The following is a 19,871-nucleotide window of genomic DNA, read 5'->3' on the forward strand; positions in this document are numbered from 1 at the left end:
AAAGCTAATGACTATTCCTTTAACTCATAATAATGGGAATATAATGAAAATCAAGAATAAATACAGGAACCAGATAATACTATGAATCGAGAAATGACTATTCAGAAAAGCAGTGATATAATATTTTTGAAACACCTAAATAATTATAGAAATTTTAAATTATCTAACACTATCGCTCAATAATTTATTTAATGATATAATATTTATAAAAATGGAGTATAGCTATGGCAGAAATATATAAAAGTAAAATGGCAACGTTCTCGGAAGAGGGTCAAAATTATTTCAAGAACGGACAGAATCTACTAGATGAAGAGAAACAACCTATTAGTGATATAAATTTTAAACATAGGATAAAAAATGAAGTTTTCGACTTCATGAATTTTTTCGATAATATAGTTCTATTGGCTGGTGCTGGAGCCTCTGTTGTACCCAAACGAGATAATGGTAAACCTGATTCAAATTTTGGTCATACAGTTGATATGCTCGGAGAAGAAGTAAAAAAACAACTTACCTCTTCTACATATTACTCTATTGATGATCTATCTGTGATGTGTAAATACAATTCTTCTAAGTTTAACTTAGAGGATTTCTTATCTCATATGCAAGCATATTTACAGTTTGTACCCAAAAGACAAGAAAAAAAATTTAAGCGCTCGTATAATAAAATTATTGAAATTATTAAAGAGAAAACTTCTTATAATTACAATTCGCAGCACTTTAAACATGCAACATTAATTAAACAATTAACAGGTCTACATACTACGCCAAACCGACTTTCAATAGTGACCACGAACTATGATACTATCATTGAAGATAGTGCATATAGTCTAAATTATACAGTATTTGATGGCTTTACATTTTCTCACAAACCGACTTTTGATATTGATATGTTTGATTGGTATCTATCTAAACCTATTTCGGAAGTAAAATCTCAAAAAGAAGCTTACAAGAAATCTGTCATCAATCTGTTGAAAATTCATGGTTCTTTAACTTGGGAACGAGAAGGAGAGGAAATCGTTAGAAAGGATAAAAGTAACATCAAGGATCCAATAATGGTTTTCCCAAGTTCAAATAAGTATATGCAGAGCTATGAAAAACCTTATTTTGAGTTGTTCTCAAAATTTCAAGCACTTCTCCGAAAACAAAATACTGTTTTAATAACCGTAGGGTTTAGTTTTGCTGACAATCACATCTCTCAAATGATAATACAGGCTTTAAAAACAGTACCAAGTTTAAGTATATTAGTTACAGATTTCAATATTTCTCCTGTATCTCCAAATGAAAACTGGAAGGTACTATTAGATTTAATGGAAAAAGATTACAATATCGCTTTTCTACAAACAACTATGAATTCCGATTTAACCGATTATTTCGTAAAAGGTGATAGCAATGATTGATACCCTATATGCCAATGGTGATAAAAATGATTTCTATTTAGGTATGATTTCTCAAGTATATAAAAACTCAAGTGTTGTTCAAGTCGAGAATCTTTCATGGCTTAAATTTAGGAAAATTCGAAAAGAACTATTAGTACCTAACACCATAAACTTTCTTGTTGTTATTGAATCCACTTTAGGAATTTTCCTAGGAGAGGTATACCAATCAAAATTACCCAATTCAGACAGCGTTCATAATGCACTCCTAAAAGATGATTCAGAAAAAATTTACCCCGAACTAAGCTTAGATATAATTGGTATAATGCCGAACAACAGTAATAGATTCAAATTATCTGGTTTTACTACAGTAGGATTAACAGATAGGGTCTATATCGCAAATAAAAAAATCATTGATATCTACCTTAATTCAATTGAGCTAAAAGAAGATGATCCAAATACTCCTGAAATAAAACTAACTTCATTCGCAAAACTTTCTAATATGCTCTCAGAGGAAGTTGCTCTACGTCCTAGCACACTATTTGATAGACATATAATGGCTGTTGGCACAACCAACAGTGGTAAATCAACCTCCTCTCTATCCATCTTAGATAAACTTATTCAAAACAATAAAAAAGTCTTAATTATTGACCCGACTGGAGAGTATTCTGCCTCATTTGATAACAATTCTAATGTAGAAAAGTTAGAGCTAGGCGTTGACACAATATTGGATACAGGAAAATTATCATTCGGTCAATGGGCAACACTTTTCGAAACAAATGATTCCACTCAGCCAGCTGTACTTGCAGATGCTATAAAGAGCTTGCGTTTTCAAAAAAAGAACAGTATCGAAAATGTATATGTTAAGGTAGGAAAAACCCCCGAAGAAGTTTCTCGAGATATGTCTAGTCTAGGACCACTTGACACTTCCTTTAATCTACAACTTCTATCTCAACAGATTGTAGAAGAAGCTGTAGAGATAGATAGAAATATGACAAGATACATTTCAGGGTCATTTCAATTTAACCAAAAACAATGGCTTGTGCAAAAAGTTGAATACAAATTATCCAACACTAGACTATCAAAGTTTTTTTCTACTAGGACCAATGGGAATGCTGATTTAATCGAAAAAATTGATAACTTCGTCAACAGCAGTATTCATAGCTTATATATAAATACTTCGTCTATTGGTACTAGCGATAGTATTGGTGGGATGATAATTGATTTGATAAGCAATCATATCATAAATTCAAAAAAGAAAGATGATATTGCATTCGTAATGTTCATTGATGAAGTTCATCGATATTCCAAACACCATCAAGATAATAATTACCAAACAGGATTAACTGCTATTGCTAGGGAAGGACGAAAAAAAGGTATCTTTCTATTCTTAACAACACAAAATCCACAGGATGTCCCTAAAGAACTTCTCGGGCAAATTGGTACGTTACTTATCCATCGTCTTACTCACCAAAATGAGTTGGAAGCTATTAAAAACCATCTCTCAAATCAATCTTACAAGCAAATTACTAAATTGAATCAAGGAGAGGCCATATTGAGTAGTATAAATTTAGTGAGAGATTTACATCTAGAGATGATTAAAAGTAATAGAACTCATGCGAATTCTACAACTTTATTATAAACATTGAACTCTAGTTTCAAAATCCACTTTCAAATTGTAAATATTACATCAAAATAGACTGGACTTACTTCGCGAAGGGAGTTATCCTTTTCCAGTATTAACAATTTAACAGATAAGGAAATTATGAACGATTATAGCGCAAAAGAAGAATTAACCAAGCTTAGCAATAAACTCCGACAACAAATCTTTTGAAACCCGATACCAAAAATGCCAGAATGGGAATTTAATGACCTCAATGCATATTTACCAGCTATCAGCCTACCAATCGTTCATTAACAATCATTCGCCCGTATACAAACCTCGAAGTCCAATCAACACAATAATTAGTTAACAAACTGATTTATCACCAACCAGCAGGACGCAACAAAGAATGACGCTCCATCGTCGAGCTGCATTACCAATTTGTCGGAGAATTATAAAACGAGCAAGAAAAAAACTCGCTCGTAGGGTTAAAAAACTCCTTTTTGTACGCCCTAAACACAAAGAAACTACTCCCGTTTTGTCATCAACTGCCCAGACGGGAATAGTTTCTTTGATTGCTTAAACGCCGAACTTCATAACATTGGAAATCCGCTCCTACTTCTTCAGTTGTTTATAAATCAAGCCAGCGCTTATCAAGGCACAGCCGATAGCGTAGATACCAAAGGCTCCTGTTGGGGTTGGGTTGAGTTTTTCCAGATAAGTCGGCAAGATGGCAGATGTGGCACCACCGATATTGCAACCCATAAGGACAATTGTCATGACTGCATTGAGCAAGGCCTTAGGCGCCCGGTCTGTTACCTGACTAAAGACAATGGTTAGAATGATGCTGTAGAAAAATCCTGACACCATACCACCGACTCCCAGCACCCAGAGATTATCCGCAAAGGCAATGCCGATAACCGCGAATCCAAAGACCACATAGGAAACCGCTAAAAGCCAGCCCTTCAAACGACCAACCAGGCTACTAAAGACCGTCCCTGCCACAATCCCCATGACCTGCATAAGACTGAGAATGAGACTGGCTTGCTGAGCAGTACCAATGCCCTTGGCTAAAACAATCTGAGGAATACGAATGGTCAGAAAGGTATTGACATTGATAACAAAGAAGGCTAAGAATGCCAGATAAATGCCCATCATCCACATGGTCTTATCCAGTTTGATCTTGGGTACGTTCTTCTCAACCTTCACCTCCATGCGAGCCAGCAATTCCTCCTTGGGAACAAAGAGAAGGAAGAGAGCCAAGATGACCAAGGCAAAAAGGTAGACCAAGAAGGCAGGTTGCCAACCAAACTGGGTCAACCAACCGACAAGGAGGGTAAGTCCTGCGCTTCCCAAAACCTCTGCTGAACCACGCAAGCCCATCATCTGTACCCGCTCCTGACCGGTGAAAAAATTACCGATGATATTAATAGCACGCGCATTGATCAAACCAATCCCCAAACCAAGCAAGATACGAGCCAATAAAATCAGAGGATAAGCAGTTAGAAACATGGGCAAAGCTCCGCCGATGGCCATAAGCAAAAGCCCTGCAATGATAATGTTTCGTTCAGACAAGAAACGGACAACTAGACCATTTGCCAATAGAGTAACCATAATAGCAAAAGAGGTCACCGTAATCAAATTTTCCACCTGGGCCGCTGCAATTCCATGCTGAGCAAAATACTCAATCATCTGCGGAATAGCTGGCGAGACAGCAAATGTCGAAACCAGCATGGTGGACAGGGCCAGCAAACTGGCTTTTTCTAAAATTCTTTTCATTTTTCTCCCTTTCAACGTTCGTCTTTTACTAGTATAACAGATTTGAAAGCGAATGGATAGAAAAGTCCGACTTTTATTCTCTCCCATTTCATGCTATACTTATCTTAACTATATTCAAAGGAGAGAATCATGTCTGTTATTGAACGATTGACAAAAGCTGCCCATTTGATTGACATGGATGACATCATCCGTGAAGGGCACCCAACCCTACGCCAAGTCGCTGAAGAAGTTGTATTTCCCCTATCTGACCAGGAAATTATTTTAGGCGAAAAAATGATGCAATTTCTCAAACATTCGCAGGATCCAGTCATGGCGGAGAAGATGAAACTCCGTGGTGGAGTTGGTCTAGCAGCACCTCAGATTGACGTTTCCAAACGCATCATTGCTGTCTTAGTCCCAAATCCAGAAGATGAGGAAGGCAATCCACCTGCCCAAGCCTACTCCCTCCAAGAAGTCATGTACAACCCTAAAATCGTGGCACACTCTGTCCAAGAAGCGGCTATGGAAGGGGGCGAAGGCTGCCTATCTGTTGACCGCGAAGTCCAAGGATACGTAGTCCGCCACGCGCGCGTGACTGTTGATTACATGGACAAAAACGGAGAAAAGCACCGCATCAAGCTCAAAGGATTTAATGCCATCGTGGTCCAACACGAAATCGACCACCTCAACGGTGTCATGTTCTACGACCGCATTGACCCAGAACACCCATTTGCCGTTAAAGAAGGCATGTTGGTGATTGAATAAAGATAAGAAACTGACTGAAAAATTTTCGGTCAGTTTTTTTCTGGTACGGAAAAACGACCCTTTCGGATCGTCCCTATTTATAGTTTATAGTCTTCAGTTTTCTTTTAGTACTCGCTCCAACTATCTGGGAGATAGTTGAAGACTGGAGATAGTGCGAACCAAGTTCGCTTCAAAAGCCGCAGGCATAACTGGAGTACGGCAAGGTGAGTTCAAATAATGATAAAATTATTTGAAGTTGGAAATACGGAAACGGAGTTTCCTCGTTCGTCGAAGTAATAAAAGATAAACTGAATGATTATATCTTAATAGTATTCCCCTTGTCTATAATCCCAAGAGTTGAAATGGTCTGACAAGTGCATCATGATTTTATCGATGTCCAGACCCTTACGGATGACAACTGGGCATGGGCTGATAGAACGGCTATCTGCACCTTGTTCTGGAATCAGTTTACCATCTTTATCTACCATAGATACCATAACCCCTTGCTCATAGCGGGTTTCAATGGTCTTGTCTGGCTGGATAGATGCCACATAGTCATCCGCCTCGATAATCAAATCCACCTTAGAAGCGATACGCTCACCGATACCTTCTACCTTGCCACGATTTCCCTTACCTGACGGGTTAGCAGATGACGCATAAACCATACGGCCTTCTTTTTCCCACATTTCCTTAGCAATCTGCTCACCTGCTACACCAAACTTGATAACAAAGCAAGAAGTACCACGAACGTCGGTCATCAACTCTTCACGACCATCGCCATAAGCCTGCAACTTAGCATAAGCCTCTGGTTTCCAAGGCAGGATACAACCCAACAAAATGTCCTCATCCCAATGTTTTTGGTAGAAGGCATCAATCTCAGGAGTCAACTGAGCCAACTCACGAAGCTCCTCCATGCTTCCACAAAGGACCACGCCCGGCTTATTACGCTTACGCTCTTTAGCGTCAAACTTACGCTCCAAGCCAGCCTTGTCGGCAGTCATGATGATGTAACCAACCTTAGTCGGGCAAACAATCACGCCTCCCTCACCCTTGATAATCTCAAGACCTTCTTGTGAAAGTGCGCCATCCCAGTGAATTTGTTTCGTCATAATCATTTCCTCTTTTCTTTTGTTCCATAGCAGAGCGACCTGCTTGTTTTCTAATGTTTTTAGTTTTGCCAATAGCTTGGGCGATTCCCCTCATACTCAGCAATCAAATCCTGATACTGCAATGTAATACCAATATCATCCAAGCCATTGAGCAACTTGTGTTTCCAGTCCTGTTCGATGTCAAATGAGAATTCCCCAAAAGGCGTCCGTATCATCTGGTCGGCCAAGTCGACTGTGATTTCTTGGGCAGGAGCCAGCTGAGCCAGTTGCTCCCTGACTTCTTTGGGCTGGATAATGGGCAGAATCCCATTGTTCAAGTCATTGTTATAGTGAATATCCCCGAAGGAGCCTGCAATGATGACCTTGAAGCCATAATCTGCCAGAGCCCAAGCAGCGTGTTCCCTAGAAGAACCTGCTCCGAAGTTATCCCCAGATATGAGGATACTAGCCCCTTGATACTCAGGCTGATTGAGAATGAAATCAGGATTATCCGTGTAGTTATCGTCTAAGTATCGCCAAGCATAGAGCAGATACTTGCCAAAACCCTTTTTGTCAATCAGCTTGAGAAACTGCTTGGGCAGGAGCTGGTCGGTGTCAATATTATCATTCATGAGCGGAACGGTCGTTCCTGTCCATGTGGTAAATTGGTGCATTAAACTCCCTCCTTGAGAATGTCTAGCTGTCTAGTGTCGACAAATCGTCCATAAAGCGCAGCTGCGGCAGCCATAGCAGGACTACACAAGTGGGTCTTGGCTCCAAAGCCCTGTCGGTCTTCAAAGTTTCGATTACTTGTGGAGGCACAATGCACACCTGCAGGCACCTTGTCTGGATTCATACCCAGACACATGGAGCAACCTGGATCCCGCCACTCAAAACCAGCCTCCATGAAAATCTTGTCTAAACCAAGCTTTTCTGCAGCTCGCTTGACAGGGCGACTGCCTGGAACGACAATGGCCGTAACCTGCTCTGCTATTTTCCGCCCCTTAACAATTCTAGCTGCCAGCTGCAAATCGCTGAGGCGAGCATTGGTACAAGAGCCTAGGAAGACATAGCCAACGGGAATATCCGCAGCCTTTTGCCCAGGAGCTAAGTCCATGTAAGCGTAGGCCCGCTCGTCGTTGTGGTCACGGATGGCTGGGAAGGTTTCATCGAAGCTAACCCCCATGGCAGGCGTCGTTCCCCAAGTGACCATCGGTGCCAAGTCCGACACATCAAGGACCAGGTGCTTGTCATAGACGGTGTCCGCATCTGAATAGAGCTCCTTCCAGTCTGCCACCGCCGCCTCAAAGTCCGCTGGTGCACACTCACGACCTCGCAGGTAGTCAAAGGCAGTCTGGTCTGGAGCCATAATGCCCATCTTTGAGCCAAACTCAATGGACATATTGCAAATGGTCATTCGCTCTTCCATGCTGAGTCGGTCGATGACTGGACCAGCAAATTCCACCACGTGACCCAAACCACAATCCACGCCGTAGCGGGCAATCAGAGCCAAGATAAAGTCCTTGGCATAGACACCCGCTTGGGCCTGACCGACAAATTCCACTAGGAGCCGCTTGGGTTTGACTTGCCAAATGGTCTGGGTAGCGAGAACGTGCTCCACTTCAGAAGTACCAATCCCAAAGGCAATAGCCCCAAAGGCTCCGTGTGTCGCCGTATGGCTATCCCCACAAACGATGAACTTTCCTGGCTGGGTTCGACCAGTTTCTGGCCCAACCATATGGACAATCCCCTGATGTTCCGAACCATGGGCTGCATGGGGAATGCCGAAATCTTTTATATTCTTCGCCAAGGCATCCATCTGAGCCTTGGAAATGACATCACGGATATTGTGAATATCGACGGTTGGTACGTTGTGGTCAAAAGTCGCAAAGGTCAAGTCTGGGCGCCGAACAGGTCGCCCTGTATCCCTCAATCCTTGAAAGGCCTGGGGACTGGTCACCTCATGAACATAATGCTGATCGACATAGAGGAGCTGGGGCTGACCTTCCTGCCCTGTGATCACATGGCGATCCCAGAGCTTGTCGAAAATGGATTTGCCACTCATGGTGATCTCCTTTCAAGCTGTTCAATAATCGCCGCTGTCATTTCTTTAGTAGAGGCGCTACCACCTAGATCTTTAGTGAAAATCCCCTTGGCAAAGACCGCTTCAACTGCCTGGCGAATGGTCTGACCTGCTTGGAACAAATCAAAACTTTCTTCCAGCATCATGGCAACAGATAGAATCATACTGACAGGATCGGCAATGCCCTGACCTGCAATATCTGGTGCCGAACCATGGATGGGTTCGTAGAGACTGGGACCTGCCACCGCATGACTAGCAGAAGGCAGAACCCCTAGCGTTCCTGTTAATACGCTGGCCTCATCCGACAAAATATCTCCGAAAAGATTTTCCGTCACCAAGACGTCAAATCGACTAGGATTGGTAATCAAAAGCATGGCTGCGCTATCCACCAACTGGTGCTCCAAGGTCACATCTGGGTAGTCCTTAGCCACCTCATCCGCAACCTTCCGCCACAATTTTGATGTCGCCAGTACATTTTGTTTATCAATGCTGGTGACTTTTTTTCGTCTTTTTTGGGCTAGGTCAAAGGCAGAGCGGACAACCCGCTCAATCTCTTCTGCCTGATAGGTATTGCTATCGCTGGCTTGGTCTGTTTCCAGAATATGCTCTCCAAAATAAATCCCACCTGTCAACTCCCGTACCATGACCAAATCCACACCATCCAGCCGGTCGGCCTTCAGAGGAGAATAGTCTTTCAGGCTATCAAAAATTTTGACCGGACGGATATTGGCAAAGAGACCCAATTCCTTCCGAAGTTGAAGCAGACCTTGTTCTGGTCGAACAGCTGCATCATCATATTGAGGGCTACCGATAGCTGCTAACAAAATCGCATCCGCCTGACGGCAGGCTTGTAAGGTGGCATCTGGTAGAGGATGGCCATCCGCATCAATCCCAGCGCCACCAAAAGCCCTCTCCTCAATCTCATAATCAAATCCTACTTTCCCAGCAACAGCCTCGAGGACTGCTAGGCCAGCCTCCATGATTTCAGGACCGATTCCATCACCAGCCAAGGCTACAATTTTTTTCGTCATATTTCCTCCTAGCTAGTTGGCAACTCTTTCTCAGATAGTTTCTTATCCATCTGTCCGCTATTTTCTTTTTGCACCATGACATTGGCATGAATATAGGCAATTGCAGAAGCTTTCAATACGTCAAAGTCAATACCAGAGGCGTTAAAGACGGTTTCCGTTGCCTTGTTTTCTACGGCGACAAGCACACGCGCTTGGGCATCAATTCCATCGGTAATGGCGTCGATATGGTAGCGTTCCAAGCTAATTTCTTGGTGGAAGAATTGGTCAATGGCATTAAAGACAGCCTCAACCGAACCCTTGCCTGACTCCACAACAACCACTTCTTCCCCATCCTGATTGATAAAGATGACCTGAGCCTGAATACTGCCGTCAGACTGACTATCCAAACGCAAATCTTTAAATTGGAAACCATCACGATTGCTGATTTCTGTCCCAGCTACCAAGGCACGAATATCTGCGTCCGTGATTTTTTCTTTCTTGTCCGCCAGATTTTTAAAGCGAGCAAAGAGACCAGCGACATCACTTTCTTCAAAATACAAGTCTAACTCTTTTAGTTTTTCCACAAAGGCATGGCGACCAGATAGTTTACCCAGTGGCAGAGAATTTTTCTTGACCCCTACCAACTCAGGTGTAATGATTTCATAAGTCAATGGATTTTTCAAGACACCATCTTGGTGAATACCTGACTCGTGAGAGAAGGCATTGCCACCGACCCACCGCCTTATTGCGTGGAATGGCAATCCCCGAAAAGCGAGAGACCAATTCCGAAGTATTGAGCGTTTCCTTTAGAACAATCGGACTAGTCACATCGTAAAAATCTTTCCGAATTTCAAGGGCAACAGCTACTTCTTCAAGGGCCGCATTTCCTGCCCGCTCACCGATACCGTTGATAGTTCCCTCGACACGACCTGCACCGTTTTTTATAGCTGAAAGAGTATTAGCAACAGCCATTCCTAAATCATTGTGGCAATGGGGACTGAAAATAATCTCACGGTCCGATTTAACGTTGCTTGTCAAGTAACGGAAAATTTCTCCGTAATGCTGAGGAGTCGTAAAGCCGACTGTATCTGGAATGTTGATATAGGTCGCACCTGCATCTACCGCTGTCTGCACCACTTGAAGCAAATAATCCAACTCAGTCCGCGTCGCATCCTCTGGCGAGAACTCCACCACCTCAAAACGCTCACGGGCATAGCTGACATGTTCAGTAATTTGCGCCAAAATTTCTTCTTTGGACTTTTGAAGTTTAAATTCACGGTGAATGGGACTGGTCGCAATGAAAACATGGATCTGCGGATACTTAGCATCTTTCAGAGCCTCATAACAAGCATCAATGTCAGATTTGACTGACCGAGCCAAACCTGTCACAGCCGTCTTAGTCATGGTCGCCGCAATCTGACGGACCGCTTCAAAAGAATCAGGACTAGCCGCTGGGAAACCCGCTTCAATAGCAGAAATCCCCCATTTCTCCAACTGCTTGGCGATGGTCACTTTTTCCTTGATAGAAAAATTCACACCTGGCGTCTGCTCGCCATCCCGTAAAGTCGTATCTAAAAATTCAATCGCACGCATAAGAATACCTTTCTAAACAATACAAACTTCAATACTATCGTCTTTTAGTTTGCTTTTAGTACTAAGCAACGAACCGCAGGCATAACTGGAGTTAGGCAAGGCGAGTTCAAATAATGATGAAATTATTTGAAGTTGGAAATAAGGAAACGAAGTTTCAAACTACCACTCTTTTAATGAAAGGTGGTAGGCTGAAAACCTCCACTGGAGCTTTTCAGTCGTCGAAGTAATAAAAGTAAACTAAATGACGATAAAAAAGAAAACACCTCGAGGATTCCTACCTGCGAGATGTTGTCAACAGCGCCCGCTTGGTAAGCCAAACAGGACTAATGCTACCTAGTGCACTAGCCCGACCGTCGCAACAACAAAGCAAAAAATTTTGTAGTGACAGGTTTCATTTGACTTTTTCCTTTCAGTGTTCTGGAACCTGTTTTTACAGGTTCTTAATTGCTTACTATGATACCTTACTTATTTTCACTTGTCAACAGAAAAATGGAAATTTTCTGAAAAATCCGAACAATGCGGCAATTCACGCAAATCCCTCCACAAATAAAACCAAACCTCATCCGAAGTTTGGTTTTACAGTTCATTTTAATTCCGTCTGGAACTGCTAAAAATTGCCACTAACAATACTGCTCCAAAGACTGACGGTACCAGGGCCATACCAGCAAATTGTGGTCCCCAATCACCAAAGAGCAACTGTCCAATCCACGAACCAGCAAGCCCAAGGATAATATTCCCCAGACAACCACGACGGTCATCTGACGAAGTAAGAGCACCTGCAATTAAGCCAATAATGGCACCAGCGATAATACTTGTTAACATCTTGTTTTCCTCCTATTCTTACAAAATAAGACTGGTTGCCCAGTCTTATATAATATCATTAGATAGCCCACTCACCGTCACGGAAGATTGGTACACGGGTACCGTCTTCACGGATACCGTCAATGTTCATCTTGTTTGAACCAATCATGAAGTCCACGTGAACATCTGAGCGGTTGAGACCAGCTTCTTTCAACTCTTCTTGGCTCATTTCTGTACCACCTTCGATAGAGAAGGCATAGGCTTGACCAATCGCCAAGTGGTTTGAGGCATTTTCATCGAAGAGGGTGTTGAAGAAAGTCACACCTGATTGAGAAATCGGGCTCTTGTCTGGCACAAGGGCAACTTCACCGAGACCGCGTGCACCGGCATTGTCAAAGACCAATTTCTTCATGACTTCGTCGCCTTTTTCAGCTGTTACATCCACGATTTCACCATCTTTGAAGGTTACTTTGATGCCTTCGATGATGTTACCATTGTAGCTGAGTGGTTTTGTTGACGTTACATAGCCATCTGCCACACGGTAGTCAGGTGCTGTGAAGACCTCTTCTGTTGGCATGTTGGCAATAAAGTGTTCACCTTGGGCATTGACCGAACCAGCCGCTTCCCACAAGTGATTCTTCGGCATACCAAGAACGAGGTCAGTTCCTGGTGCTGTGTAGTGCAATTTGACAAACTGCTCGTCGTTAAGGACCTTAGCCTTAGCCACCAAGCGTGCCTCATGCTCTTCCCAAGCCTTGATTGGATCTTCTTCGTAGATACGGCAAGTCTTGAAGATTTGATCCCAAAGGAGGTCCACTGCCTCTTCGTCAGACGCTGCATTTGGAAAGACTTTTTTAGCCCATTCCAAACCAGAGGCTGCACCAAGTGTCCAACTAACCTTGTTAGCTTGCGTTGCTTGACGCATTGGCTGCAAAGCTTGGCTGAGTGCACGAGCGTTGCGAGACAATTTCTCTGGATCAACACCGTCGTAAGCTCCTGGATCTTCAGACAAGACAACCAAACGGCTTGCCCTGCGCTCTAGGAGGTAGTTCATTTCAGTAACACGTTGTGGATGAACTTGTTCCAAGAGTTCCACATCTACATTGACCAAACGTTCACGCGCAATCACATCGTCCAACCAGTTGACCAAGACTTCCTTAGCACCGTGAGCATATGCTTCTTTGACAATCAAACGAGCCAACTCAGCCTGATCTACTCCAATTGTCAATTGAATCGTGTGACCTGGCTGCACATTGATACCTGTTGAAACCAAAAGTTTAGCATATTTAGCGAGATTTTCTTTAAAATTTGGTAATACCATCTTTTTCTCCTTTGTACTTTGAAATACCCTATTATTGTATCATATTTTGAAGCTGGGCTGACAAAAAAACTTCCTGCTGATACAGGAAGTTTAATCAATATTCTTTAATAGGATTGGTTTCTATCTGTTGCCACACTGGAGCTTTACACTCACCACATCAAGTCAACAACGTCTGATCCCAATTTTCTAAGCATAAAGATCTCAGTTTGCTTTTAGTACTAGCTCTAACTGTCTGGGAGACAGTTAGAGGTTGGAGATAAAACGAACAGAGTTCGTGTCAACAGCTGAAGGCTGTACTGAAGTACGCCAAAGCGAGTTAACGACGTAATAAAGCGAACTGTAAACTTTACTAGTTACCAAAAACCTTTACACGATCCCCATCCGCCATATAGTCTTTGTCTGCTGCTGGAGCTGCGATGCTTCCGAATGGTGCTTGTGCACGGAGTTTCCAGTTAGCTGGGATACCGTATTTTTCAGCAACTTGTGCGTCAACCAATGGGTTGTAGTGTTGTACGTTCATGCCGATGTTTTTCTCAGCAAAAGCCAACCATACTGCGTACAAGTTGATACCGTGAGCTTGTTCAGACCAGATTGGGAAGTTTTCTGCATAAAGTGGGAAGCTTTCTTGCAAGCCTTTGACAACATCTTGGTCTTCGAAGAACAAGATAGTACCAGCACCTGTCGCAAAACCAGCTAAGCGACCTTTTGTTGCTTCAAAAGCTTCTGCAGGTGTTACTTTTTCCAATTCGCTGTAAGCAATTTCGTTCCAGAAAGCATCTGATTCAGCTCCAAAAAGTACAACTGCACGGCTTGATTGTGAGTTGAAAGCTGATGGAGATTCTTTCATGGCTTTTTCTACAAGCGCTACTACTTCTTCGTTTGATACTGGCAATTCTTTACCAAGTGCATAGATAGAACGACGAGTTTCTTGAAGTTTTACAAAGTTTGACATAGGATTTCCTCTTTTCTAATTGTTACTACATAGTAGTTTTTATCACTATATAGAGATTGTATCATTATTACTAAGTAGTGTCAAATTCCTAGTCTGACTTTTTTATACTCCGTGAAAATTAAGATAGTTACAGCAGATAGTCTGATTTTCATAAAGTAGTGACAGAGAATTTACAAAAAGATGGCAAAAAAAGCCTATCAAATACTTAAGATACATTGATAGACCCTTCTTTATCTTATAGCCCCAACATCTCGTCTGTAAAATCAGTCAGCGAATGTTCCTTATAAAATTCCAAGTCCTTCAGGCGAATGATTTTGGCAATGATGCTAATCGGAAACTGATGCAACAGAGTATTGAAGTACTCAACCTGCTGATTGTATGAAATCTTCCATTGTGCTAAATTATTTTCTGTTTCAAAAATTTCATTCAGTAACCTTTCAATATGTTTATTGGCCATCAATTCCGGCATTTGACGCAAAAATTGACCAAATTCTTGTGAACTTTCAATCTTGGTGGATTTCATAACAGTTTTTTCTTCAACCGTTCGAATTTTGGAAACGGATTTATTGATGTCCAAAATGGTTTCTTTTTCAAGATTCTGGTGTTTTTCAACCAAGCGGTTTGCTTTCTCCATCAAGGCCTGATTGCGCTCTTCAATAACAACGATATGACTTTTACTAGCTTTCGCGGCTTGTTCAGCCTGACGAAGCTGGTTATACTTCATAATAATATGGAGAATGAAACTCGTTAGTATACCAGCAATCACAGTAAAACCTGGAAAAGGTTCGTAAATACCTGATGATGATTCCGGTGTGGCAAAAGATAAGATCAATGTCCACAAGATAGTAGAAAGCAGTACTAGACCAATTCCTTTTAATAACTCAACTAAAATATTTCTTTTTTTCATCATTTCCTTTTTTAAAACAAATCATCGAAGAGACTCAACTGGTTATCCTCTGGCATTTTACCGAGAATGCCCATTTCATCCATTTTTTCAACAAGCGTACCTGACAATCCACCACGTTTACGGAGTTCTGTCTTGGAGAGAAATTCTCCTTCGGCACGCGCCGCCACAACCTGCTTGGCAACGTTCTCTCCCAGACCATCCATAGCGACAAATGGTGGGATGAGGGTATCTTCTTCAATCAAGAAGTCGGTCGCATGAGACTTGTAAAGGTCCAATTTGCCGAACTTGAAGCCACGTTCCAGCATCTCATTGACCAATTCTAAGGTGGTGTAAAGGTCCTGCTCAACGTTTGAGGCTTCATTGTTTTTCTTCTTAAGAGCAATTTCTTCCATCTTAGCCTTGACTTTATCTAGACCGCCTGACATGGTCGCCAAATCAAAGGCCTTGGCACGAATAGAGAAATAAGCACAATAGTAGTAAAGTGGGTGATGAACCTTGAAATAGGCAACCCGCAAGGCCATCATAACGTAGGCAGCCGCGTGGGCTTTAGGGAACATGTACTTGATTTTCCCACAGGATTCGATGTACCAGTCTGGAACCTTGTTATCCTTCATGGCTTGAATGTAGCCATTTCGCTCTTCCTCGGAAATCTTGAGCCACAAGCCCTTCCGCACCCGCTCCATGATGTTAAAGGCCATCTTAGGTGGCAAACCTGCGTGCATGAGGTAAACCATGATGTCATCCCGACAACCGATAACAGTAGATAGATTAGCAATTCCTGCCTTAATCAAGTCCTGGGCATTGCCCAACCAAACGTCTGTACCGTGCGATAGACCAGATAACTGCAAGAGTTCCGAAAAAGTGGTCGGTTTGGTTTCCTCCACCATCCCCCGTACAAAGTTGGTTCCAAATTCAGGAATGCCCAGCATACCTGTCGGTGTCCCAATCTGCTCTGGGGTAACTCCCAAAATTTCCGTACCAGAAAAGAGGGCCATCACTCCCTTATCATCAGCAGGAATGGTCTGCGGATCAATGCCCGACAAGTCCTGCAACTTCCGAACCATGGTTGGATCATCGTGTCCCAGAATATCGAGTTTCAAGACGTTTTCATCAATATCGTGGAAGTTAAAGTGGGTGGTCTGCCAGCTGGCCGTCACATCATCGGCAGGATACTGAACAGGTGTAAAGTCATAGACATCCATGTAGTCAGGGAATACGATAATTCCCCCTGGGTGCTGACCAGTCGTCCGTTTGACACCGGCCGCGCCAGCAGCCAGGCGTTCTACTTCAACATCACGGTAGAATTTGCCATAATCCCGCTCATAGCCTCGGACAAAACCATAGGCAGTTTTAGCAGCTACCGTACCTACCGTTCCTGCACGGAAGGCATTTTCTTCGCCAAAAATATCCCGAACATCCAAATGGGCAGACGGTTGGTCATCCCCTGAGAAGTTCAAGTCAATATCGGGAACCTTGTCTCCATCGAAACCAAGGAAGGTCTCGAAAGGAATGTCCTGCCCATCTTTTTTATACTTGGTGCCACACTTTTCACAGTCCTTGTCTGGCAGGTCAAAACCTGAACCATAGGAACCGTCTGTGATAAATTCACTGTGTTGACAATTTGGACAGACATAGTGAGGAGGCATAGGGTTTACTTCGGTAATCCCAATCATGGTCGCAACGAAACTGGAGCCGACAGACCCCCGTGAACCCACCAGGTAGCCCCGCTCATTTGACCGGTGCACCAACATCTGCGACGCCAGATAAATCACGGCGAATCCATTACCCAGAATGGAGGTCAATTCCTTCTCAATCCGCAGATCGATAATATCTGGCAGAGGATTGCCATAAATTTCAAAGGCTTTTTGATAGGTCAATTCCGCCACCGTTTCCTCGGCCTTCTCAATATAAGGCGTGTAGAGGTCGGTCTTGACTACCTGAACATCTTCAAACCGATCGAGCATGGCATTGGGATTGGTAATGACAATCTCATGCGCCAGACTTTCTCCCAAGAATGCAAATTCGTCCAACATCTCGCTGGTCGTTCTAAAGTGAGCTTTAGGTAGTGGTGCTGGTTGGGCATTCTCACCATTTCCGATGGTCCAGTTAATCGGTGCCCCTTGACCTAGAGCACGAACAATGATTTCCCGATAGATTTCCTCTTCGGGGTCAATATAGTGAACATTTCCTGTCGCCAAAACTGGCAGACCTGCCCTACGCCCTACCTCAATCAACTGCTTGATGGTTTCTTCAATCTCTGCCATGTCCTTAAACTGCTCCTTGGCAATCATGGGAGCATAGAGGGCAGGTGGCATAACTTCGATAAAATCATAATAGGCTGCCGTTTTAACCGCTTCATCTATCCCTTTGGAGAGTAAATCATCGAAGACCTCGCCCTCTTGACAGGCTGTTCCCAATATTAAGCCTTCACGATGGGCATTGAGAACGGTCCGTGGAATACGTGGAACTCCCTCAAAATACTTGGTATTAGAAAGAGAGACCAGTTTGAACATATTTTTCAAACCAACTTGATTGATCACATATAACGTGGCATGCTTGACACGAGCCTTCTTATAGGAATCCTCCGCAATCAGCTCCGTATTTAGCTGGTTGAGATTGGTCAAATTGTGCTTCTCCAGAGCATCTTTTAGGAAGATGAAGAGCAGGCGCCCTGTCGCCTCCGCATCGTAGTTGGCCATGTGGTGGTGTTCAAGAGCAACACCAAACCGCTTGGTGAGAGGACCTAAACCATGACGCTTAAAGTCGGGGTAGAGGTTACGAGCAAATTCCAAGGTATCAATGACAGGCTGGCTAATAATAGGTAAGCCTGCTCGTTCATAGTTGACATTCATAAAGCCAACGTCAAAGGTCGCGTTGTGGGCAACCATGACGGAATCTTGACAGAATTCTTGAAACTCACGCAGGACTTGTTCCAGAGGTTTAGAACCACGCACATGCTCATCAGTGATTCCTGTCAGATCTGTTGTAAATTGACTGAGCGGATGACCTGGATCGATAAACTCATCAAATTCTGCAATAATATTGCCCTTGTGCATCTTAGACGCCGCAATCTGAATCAGGGCATTGTTGACTGCAGAGAGACCGGTTGTTTCCACGTCAAAGACCACATAGGTCGCTTCGGACAGGACTACATCTGCTTCGTTGTAAGCAATGGGCACAGAGTCCTCGACAATATTGGCCTCCATCCCGAAGAGCGGTTTGATTCCAGCTTTACGGGCAGCATGATAGCCATGGGGGAAGGACTGGACATTGCCATGGTCAGTAATGGCCACCGCCTTGTGTCCCCAAGCCGCAGCACGTGCCACCAAGTCCTCAACAGCAGGCAGGGCATCCATGGTAGACATGTTGGTATGAGCATGAAACTCGACCCGTTTCTCCCCTTCAGGCATAAGATCCTTACGGATTTCCTTCTTGACCTCTTGGATTTCCTGCACGTTCATAGTCAAATCACGAGTGAAATTATTAGTCTCCACATTGCCTCGCACCCGCAACCAGTTGCCCTTTTTGACCATATCAAACTTCTGAGCCTCTTCCTCATTCTTAGCCCACTTCTGCAAGGTGAAGGACGAAGTATAGTCGGTCATCTTAAAGTTGATAATGACCCGCCCCGTCTTGGTCGTCTTCTGCTCGACCTCAAAGACCAGTCCCTCAAAAACAATCCTGTTCTCCTCGCTATCCACCTCAATCATAGGCGTAATCTCAGCCTTTTCGATATTGACCTTGGCAGGACGATTTTTCTTATATTCTGGGACAAATGGCTGAGCTGCCTCTGGTGGTGGCGCCATTTGAGCCAGTTGTTCAAGGGCCGCTAAGTTTTCTTCATTAGCTTGCTGGTAAATTTCTTCATTTTGCGCATGGACAATCTCCGCTTGTTGCTGCGTCATTTCCTGACAGACTTGGATGTCCACCGCAAGATTGCCAAAACCAAATCGCTTGTATTGTTCCACAAGATTTGGCAGATGATTCTTCCGAAAATGATCTGTGTCAATGGTTTCAGGACCTTTTATCCACAAAACACCATCTCTATAAGCCACCTCTAATGGCTGAAAAAGAGCCTTGAAGCCTGCACTCTGGCACAAATCTTCCGTAAAAGCTTCTGGATAATAAGCTTCTACCAAACCAGCTTCAAAGGCCTCCGCATCGCTGACAATAGAAAATTGAATCTTATTGCCCACCTTGTCAAACTCAGTCGCCAAACGAGCCTTAAAGAGTTGGTAATCCATCAGCGGCAAGGGCTTTTCAAAACGGAAGGTAAATTCCCAGAGTTTGCTGACCTTGTGCAAGACTACTTTCTCAATCGTTGCAGTCGAAAAAGCCCCTGATTGTCGTGCATCAAGAGGCATTCCGATTTGTTGTAGCAAGAGTTGAAACTTATCTGACATACTTATTTCCTTTGTAGTTCGTTAGAAACATTTTACCATAAATGAAAGAATTTTTCTTGGACTAAGCCAGGGACTTTTCTGGCAGGACACTACCATTTAAATTGGCTTTTTCAAGCTTTCGTGTTATAATAGAGATAGAAAAAGGTAGTTGCGTCAACAACTACCCAACGTAGAACCGTTAAAAAGACGGTGACTCGTTTATATTAGACTATAACTCGTCCAGCAACTCGGTCAA

Annotated in this window: 13 protein-coding genes and 1 pseudogene; 3 read left to right on the forward strand and 11 right to left on the reverse strand. The window is 43.3% G+C overall.

Annotation, left to right across the window (positions count from 1 at the left end; genetic code table 11):
* Positions 1–224 precede the first annotated feature (224 nt).
* Both ODU45_RS01310 and ODU45_RS01315 read left to right on the forward strand, forming a co-directional pair.
* Positions 225–1,397 (forward strand): SIR2 family protein, encoded by a 1,173-nt coding sequence (locus tag ODU45_RS01310; protein WP_398580608.1) that lies wholly within the window; start codon positions 225–227, stop codon positions 1,395–1,397.
* The gene (locus ODU45_RS01315; protein ID WP_044758683.1) at positions 1,390–3,015 is read left to right on the forward strand and encodes an ATP-binding protein; all 1,626 of its coding nucleotides are present in this window, start codon (positions 1,390–1,392) and stop codon (positions 3,013–3,015) included. Before ODU45_RS01310 ends, ODU45_RS01315 begins: the two co-directional genes overlap by 8 nt.
* A gap of 576 nt (positions 3,016–3,591) precedes the next feature.
* Here the strand turns inward: ODU45_RS01315 and ODU45_RS01320 are convergent.
* Entirely contained in the window at positions 3,592–4,755 is a 1,164-nt protein-coding gene (locus ODU45_RS01320; RefSeq protein ID WP_136671284.1) for an MFS transporter, read from the reverse strand.
* Positions 4,756–4,884: 129 nt separating this feature from the next.
* On the opposite strand from ODU45_RS01320, the gene def reads away from it, so the two are divergent.
* Positions 4,885–5,499, forward strand: a complete 615-nt coding sequence (gene def / locus ODU45_RS01325; protein WP_029176156.1) for a peptide deformylase — start codon at positions 4,885–4,887, stop codon at positions 5,497–5,499.
* Between the two features lie 302 nt (positions 5,500–5,801).
* On the opposite strand, the gene ODU45_RS01330 is transcribed toward def, so the two are convergent.
* From ODU45_RS01330 to ODU45_RS01375, 10 genes and pseudogenes are all read right to left on the reverse strand, one after another.
* Positions 5,802–6,587, reverse strand: a complete 786-nt coding sequence (locus ODU45_RS01330; RefSeq protein ID WP_099777000.1) for an L-threonylcarbamoyladenylate synthase — start codon at positions 6,585–6,587, stop codon at positions 5,802–5,804.
* Positions 6,588–6,646: 59 nt separating this feature from the next.
* A complete protein-coding gene (leuD, locus tag ODU45_RS01335; RefSeq protein WP_398580609.1) occupies positions 6,647–7,240 on the reverse strand; it encodes a 3-isopropylmalate dehydratase small subunit in 594 nt (197 codons plus the stop codon).
* Complete coding sequence (gene leuC / locus ODU45_RS01340; protein ID WP_398580610.1) at positions 7,240–8,631, reverse strand: 3-isopropylmalate dehydratase large subunit; 1,392 nt, start codon at positions 8,629–8,631, stop codon at positions 7,240–7,242. The genes leuD and leuC overlap by 1 nt, the downstream gene beginning before the upstream one ends.
* A complete protein-coding gene (gene leuB / locus ODU45_RS01345; RefSeq protein ID WP_398580611.1) occupies positions 8,628–9,680 on the reverse strand; it encodes a 3-isopropylmalate dehydrogenase in 1,053 nt (350 codons plus the stop codon). The genes leuC and leuB overlap by 4 nt, the downstream gene beginning before the upstream one ends.
* Positions 9,681–9,688: 8 nt before the next feature.
* A pseudogene (locus tag ODU45_RS01350) lies at positions 9,689–11,252 on the reverse strand (2-isopropylmalate synthase).
* Between the two features lie 588 nt (positions 11,253–11,840).
* Complete coding sequence (locus ODU45_RS01355) at positions 11,841–12,074, reverse strand: GlsB/YeaQ/YmgE family stress response membrane protein (RefSeq protein WP_002938398.1); 234 nt, start codon at positions 12,072–12,074, stop codon at positions 11,841–11,843.
* 58 nt (positions 12,075–12,132) lie between these two features.
* Complete coding sequence (locus ODU45_RS01360) at positions 12,133–13,374, reverse strand: aminopeptidase (RefSeq protein ID WP_136671286.1); 1,242 nt, start codon at positions 13,372–13,374, stop codon at positions 12,133–12,135.
* Positions 13,375–13,723: 349 nt separating this feature from the next.
* Entirely contained in the window at positions 13,724–14,326 is a 603-nt protein-coding gene (locus tag ODU45_RS01365; RefSeq protein ID WP_136671287.1) for a nitroreductase family protein, read from the reverse strand.
* 235 nt (positions 14,327–14,561) lie between these two features.
* Positions 14,562–15,233, reverse strand: a complete 672-nt coding sequence (locus ODU45_RS01370) for a LemA family protein (protein ID WP_044671676.1) — start codon at positions 15,231–15,233, stop codon at positions 14,562–14,564.
* An 11-nt stretch (positions 15,234–15,244) separates the two neighbouring features.
* Positions 15,245–19,636 carry a PolC-type DNA polymerase III gene (locus tag ODU45_RS01375; protein WP_398580612.1) on the reverse strand — a complete coding sequence of 1,464 codons (4,392 nt, stop codon included), beginning with the start codon at positions 19,634–19,636 and terminating at the stop codon, positions 15,245–15,247.
* Positions 19,637–19,871: the final 235 nt, after the last annotated feature.

Source organism: Streptococcus sp. 2022WUSS135 (genome assembly GCF_044427045.1).
In the GTDB taxonomy this organism is placed as follows: Bacteria; Bacillota; Bacilli; order Lactobacillales; family Streptococcaceae; genus Streptococcus; species Streptococcus hashimotonensis.

Coding starts and splice junctions, on each gene's coding strand:
- ODU45_RS01310 (WP_398580608.1), top strand. CDS start 225: ATGGCAGAAATATATAAAAGTAAAATGGCAACGTTCTCGGAAGAGGGT.
- ODU45_RS01315 (WP_044758683.1), top strand. CDS start 1,390: ATGATTGATACCCTATATGCCAATGGTGATAAAAATGATTTCTATTTA.
- ODU45_RS01320 (WP_136671284.1), bottom strand. CDS start 4,755: ATGAAAAGAATTTTAGAAAAAGCCAGTTTGCTGGCCCTGTCCACCATG.
- def (WP_029176156.1), top strand. CDS start 4,885: ATGTCTGTTATTGAACGATTGACAAAAGCTGCCCATTTGATTGACATG.
- ODU45_RS01330 (WP_099777000.1), bottom strand. CDS start 6,587: ATGACGAAACAAATTCACTGGGATGGCGCACTTTCACAAGAAGGTCTT.
- leuD (WP_398580609.1), bottom strand. CDS start 7,240: ATGCACCAATTTACCACATGGACAGGAACGACCGTTCCGCTCATGAAT.
- leuC (WP_398580610.1), bottom strand. CDS start 8,631: ATGAGTGGCAAATCCATTTTCGACAAGCTCTGGGATCGCCATGTGATC.
- leuB (WP_398580611.1), bottom strand. CDS start 9,680: ATGACGAAAAAAATTGTAGCCTTGGCTGGTGATGGAATCGGTCCTGAA.
- ODU45_RS01355 (WP_002938398.1), bottom strand. CDS start 12,074: ATGTTAACAAGTATTATCGCTGGTGCCATTATTGGCTTAATTGCAGGT.
- ODU45_RS01360 (WP_136671286.1), bottom strand. CDS start 13,374: ATGGTATTACCAAATTTTAAAGAAAATCTCGCTAAATATGCTAAACTT.
- ODU45_RS01365 (WP_136671287.1), bottom strand. CDS start 14,326: ATGTCAAACTTTGTAAAACTTCAAGAAACTCGTCGTTCTATCTATGCA.
- ODU45_RS01370 (WP_044671676.1), bottom strand. CDS start 15,233: ATGAAAAAAAGAAATATTTTAGTTGAGTTATTAAAAGGAATTGGTCTA.
- ODU45_RS01375 (WP_398580612.1), bottom strand. CDS start 19,636: ATGTCAGATAAGTTTCAACTCTTGCTACAACAAATCGGAATGCCTCTT.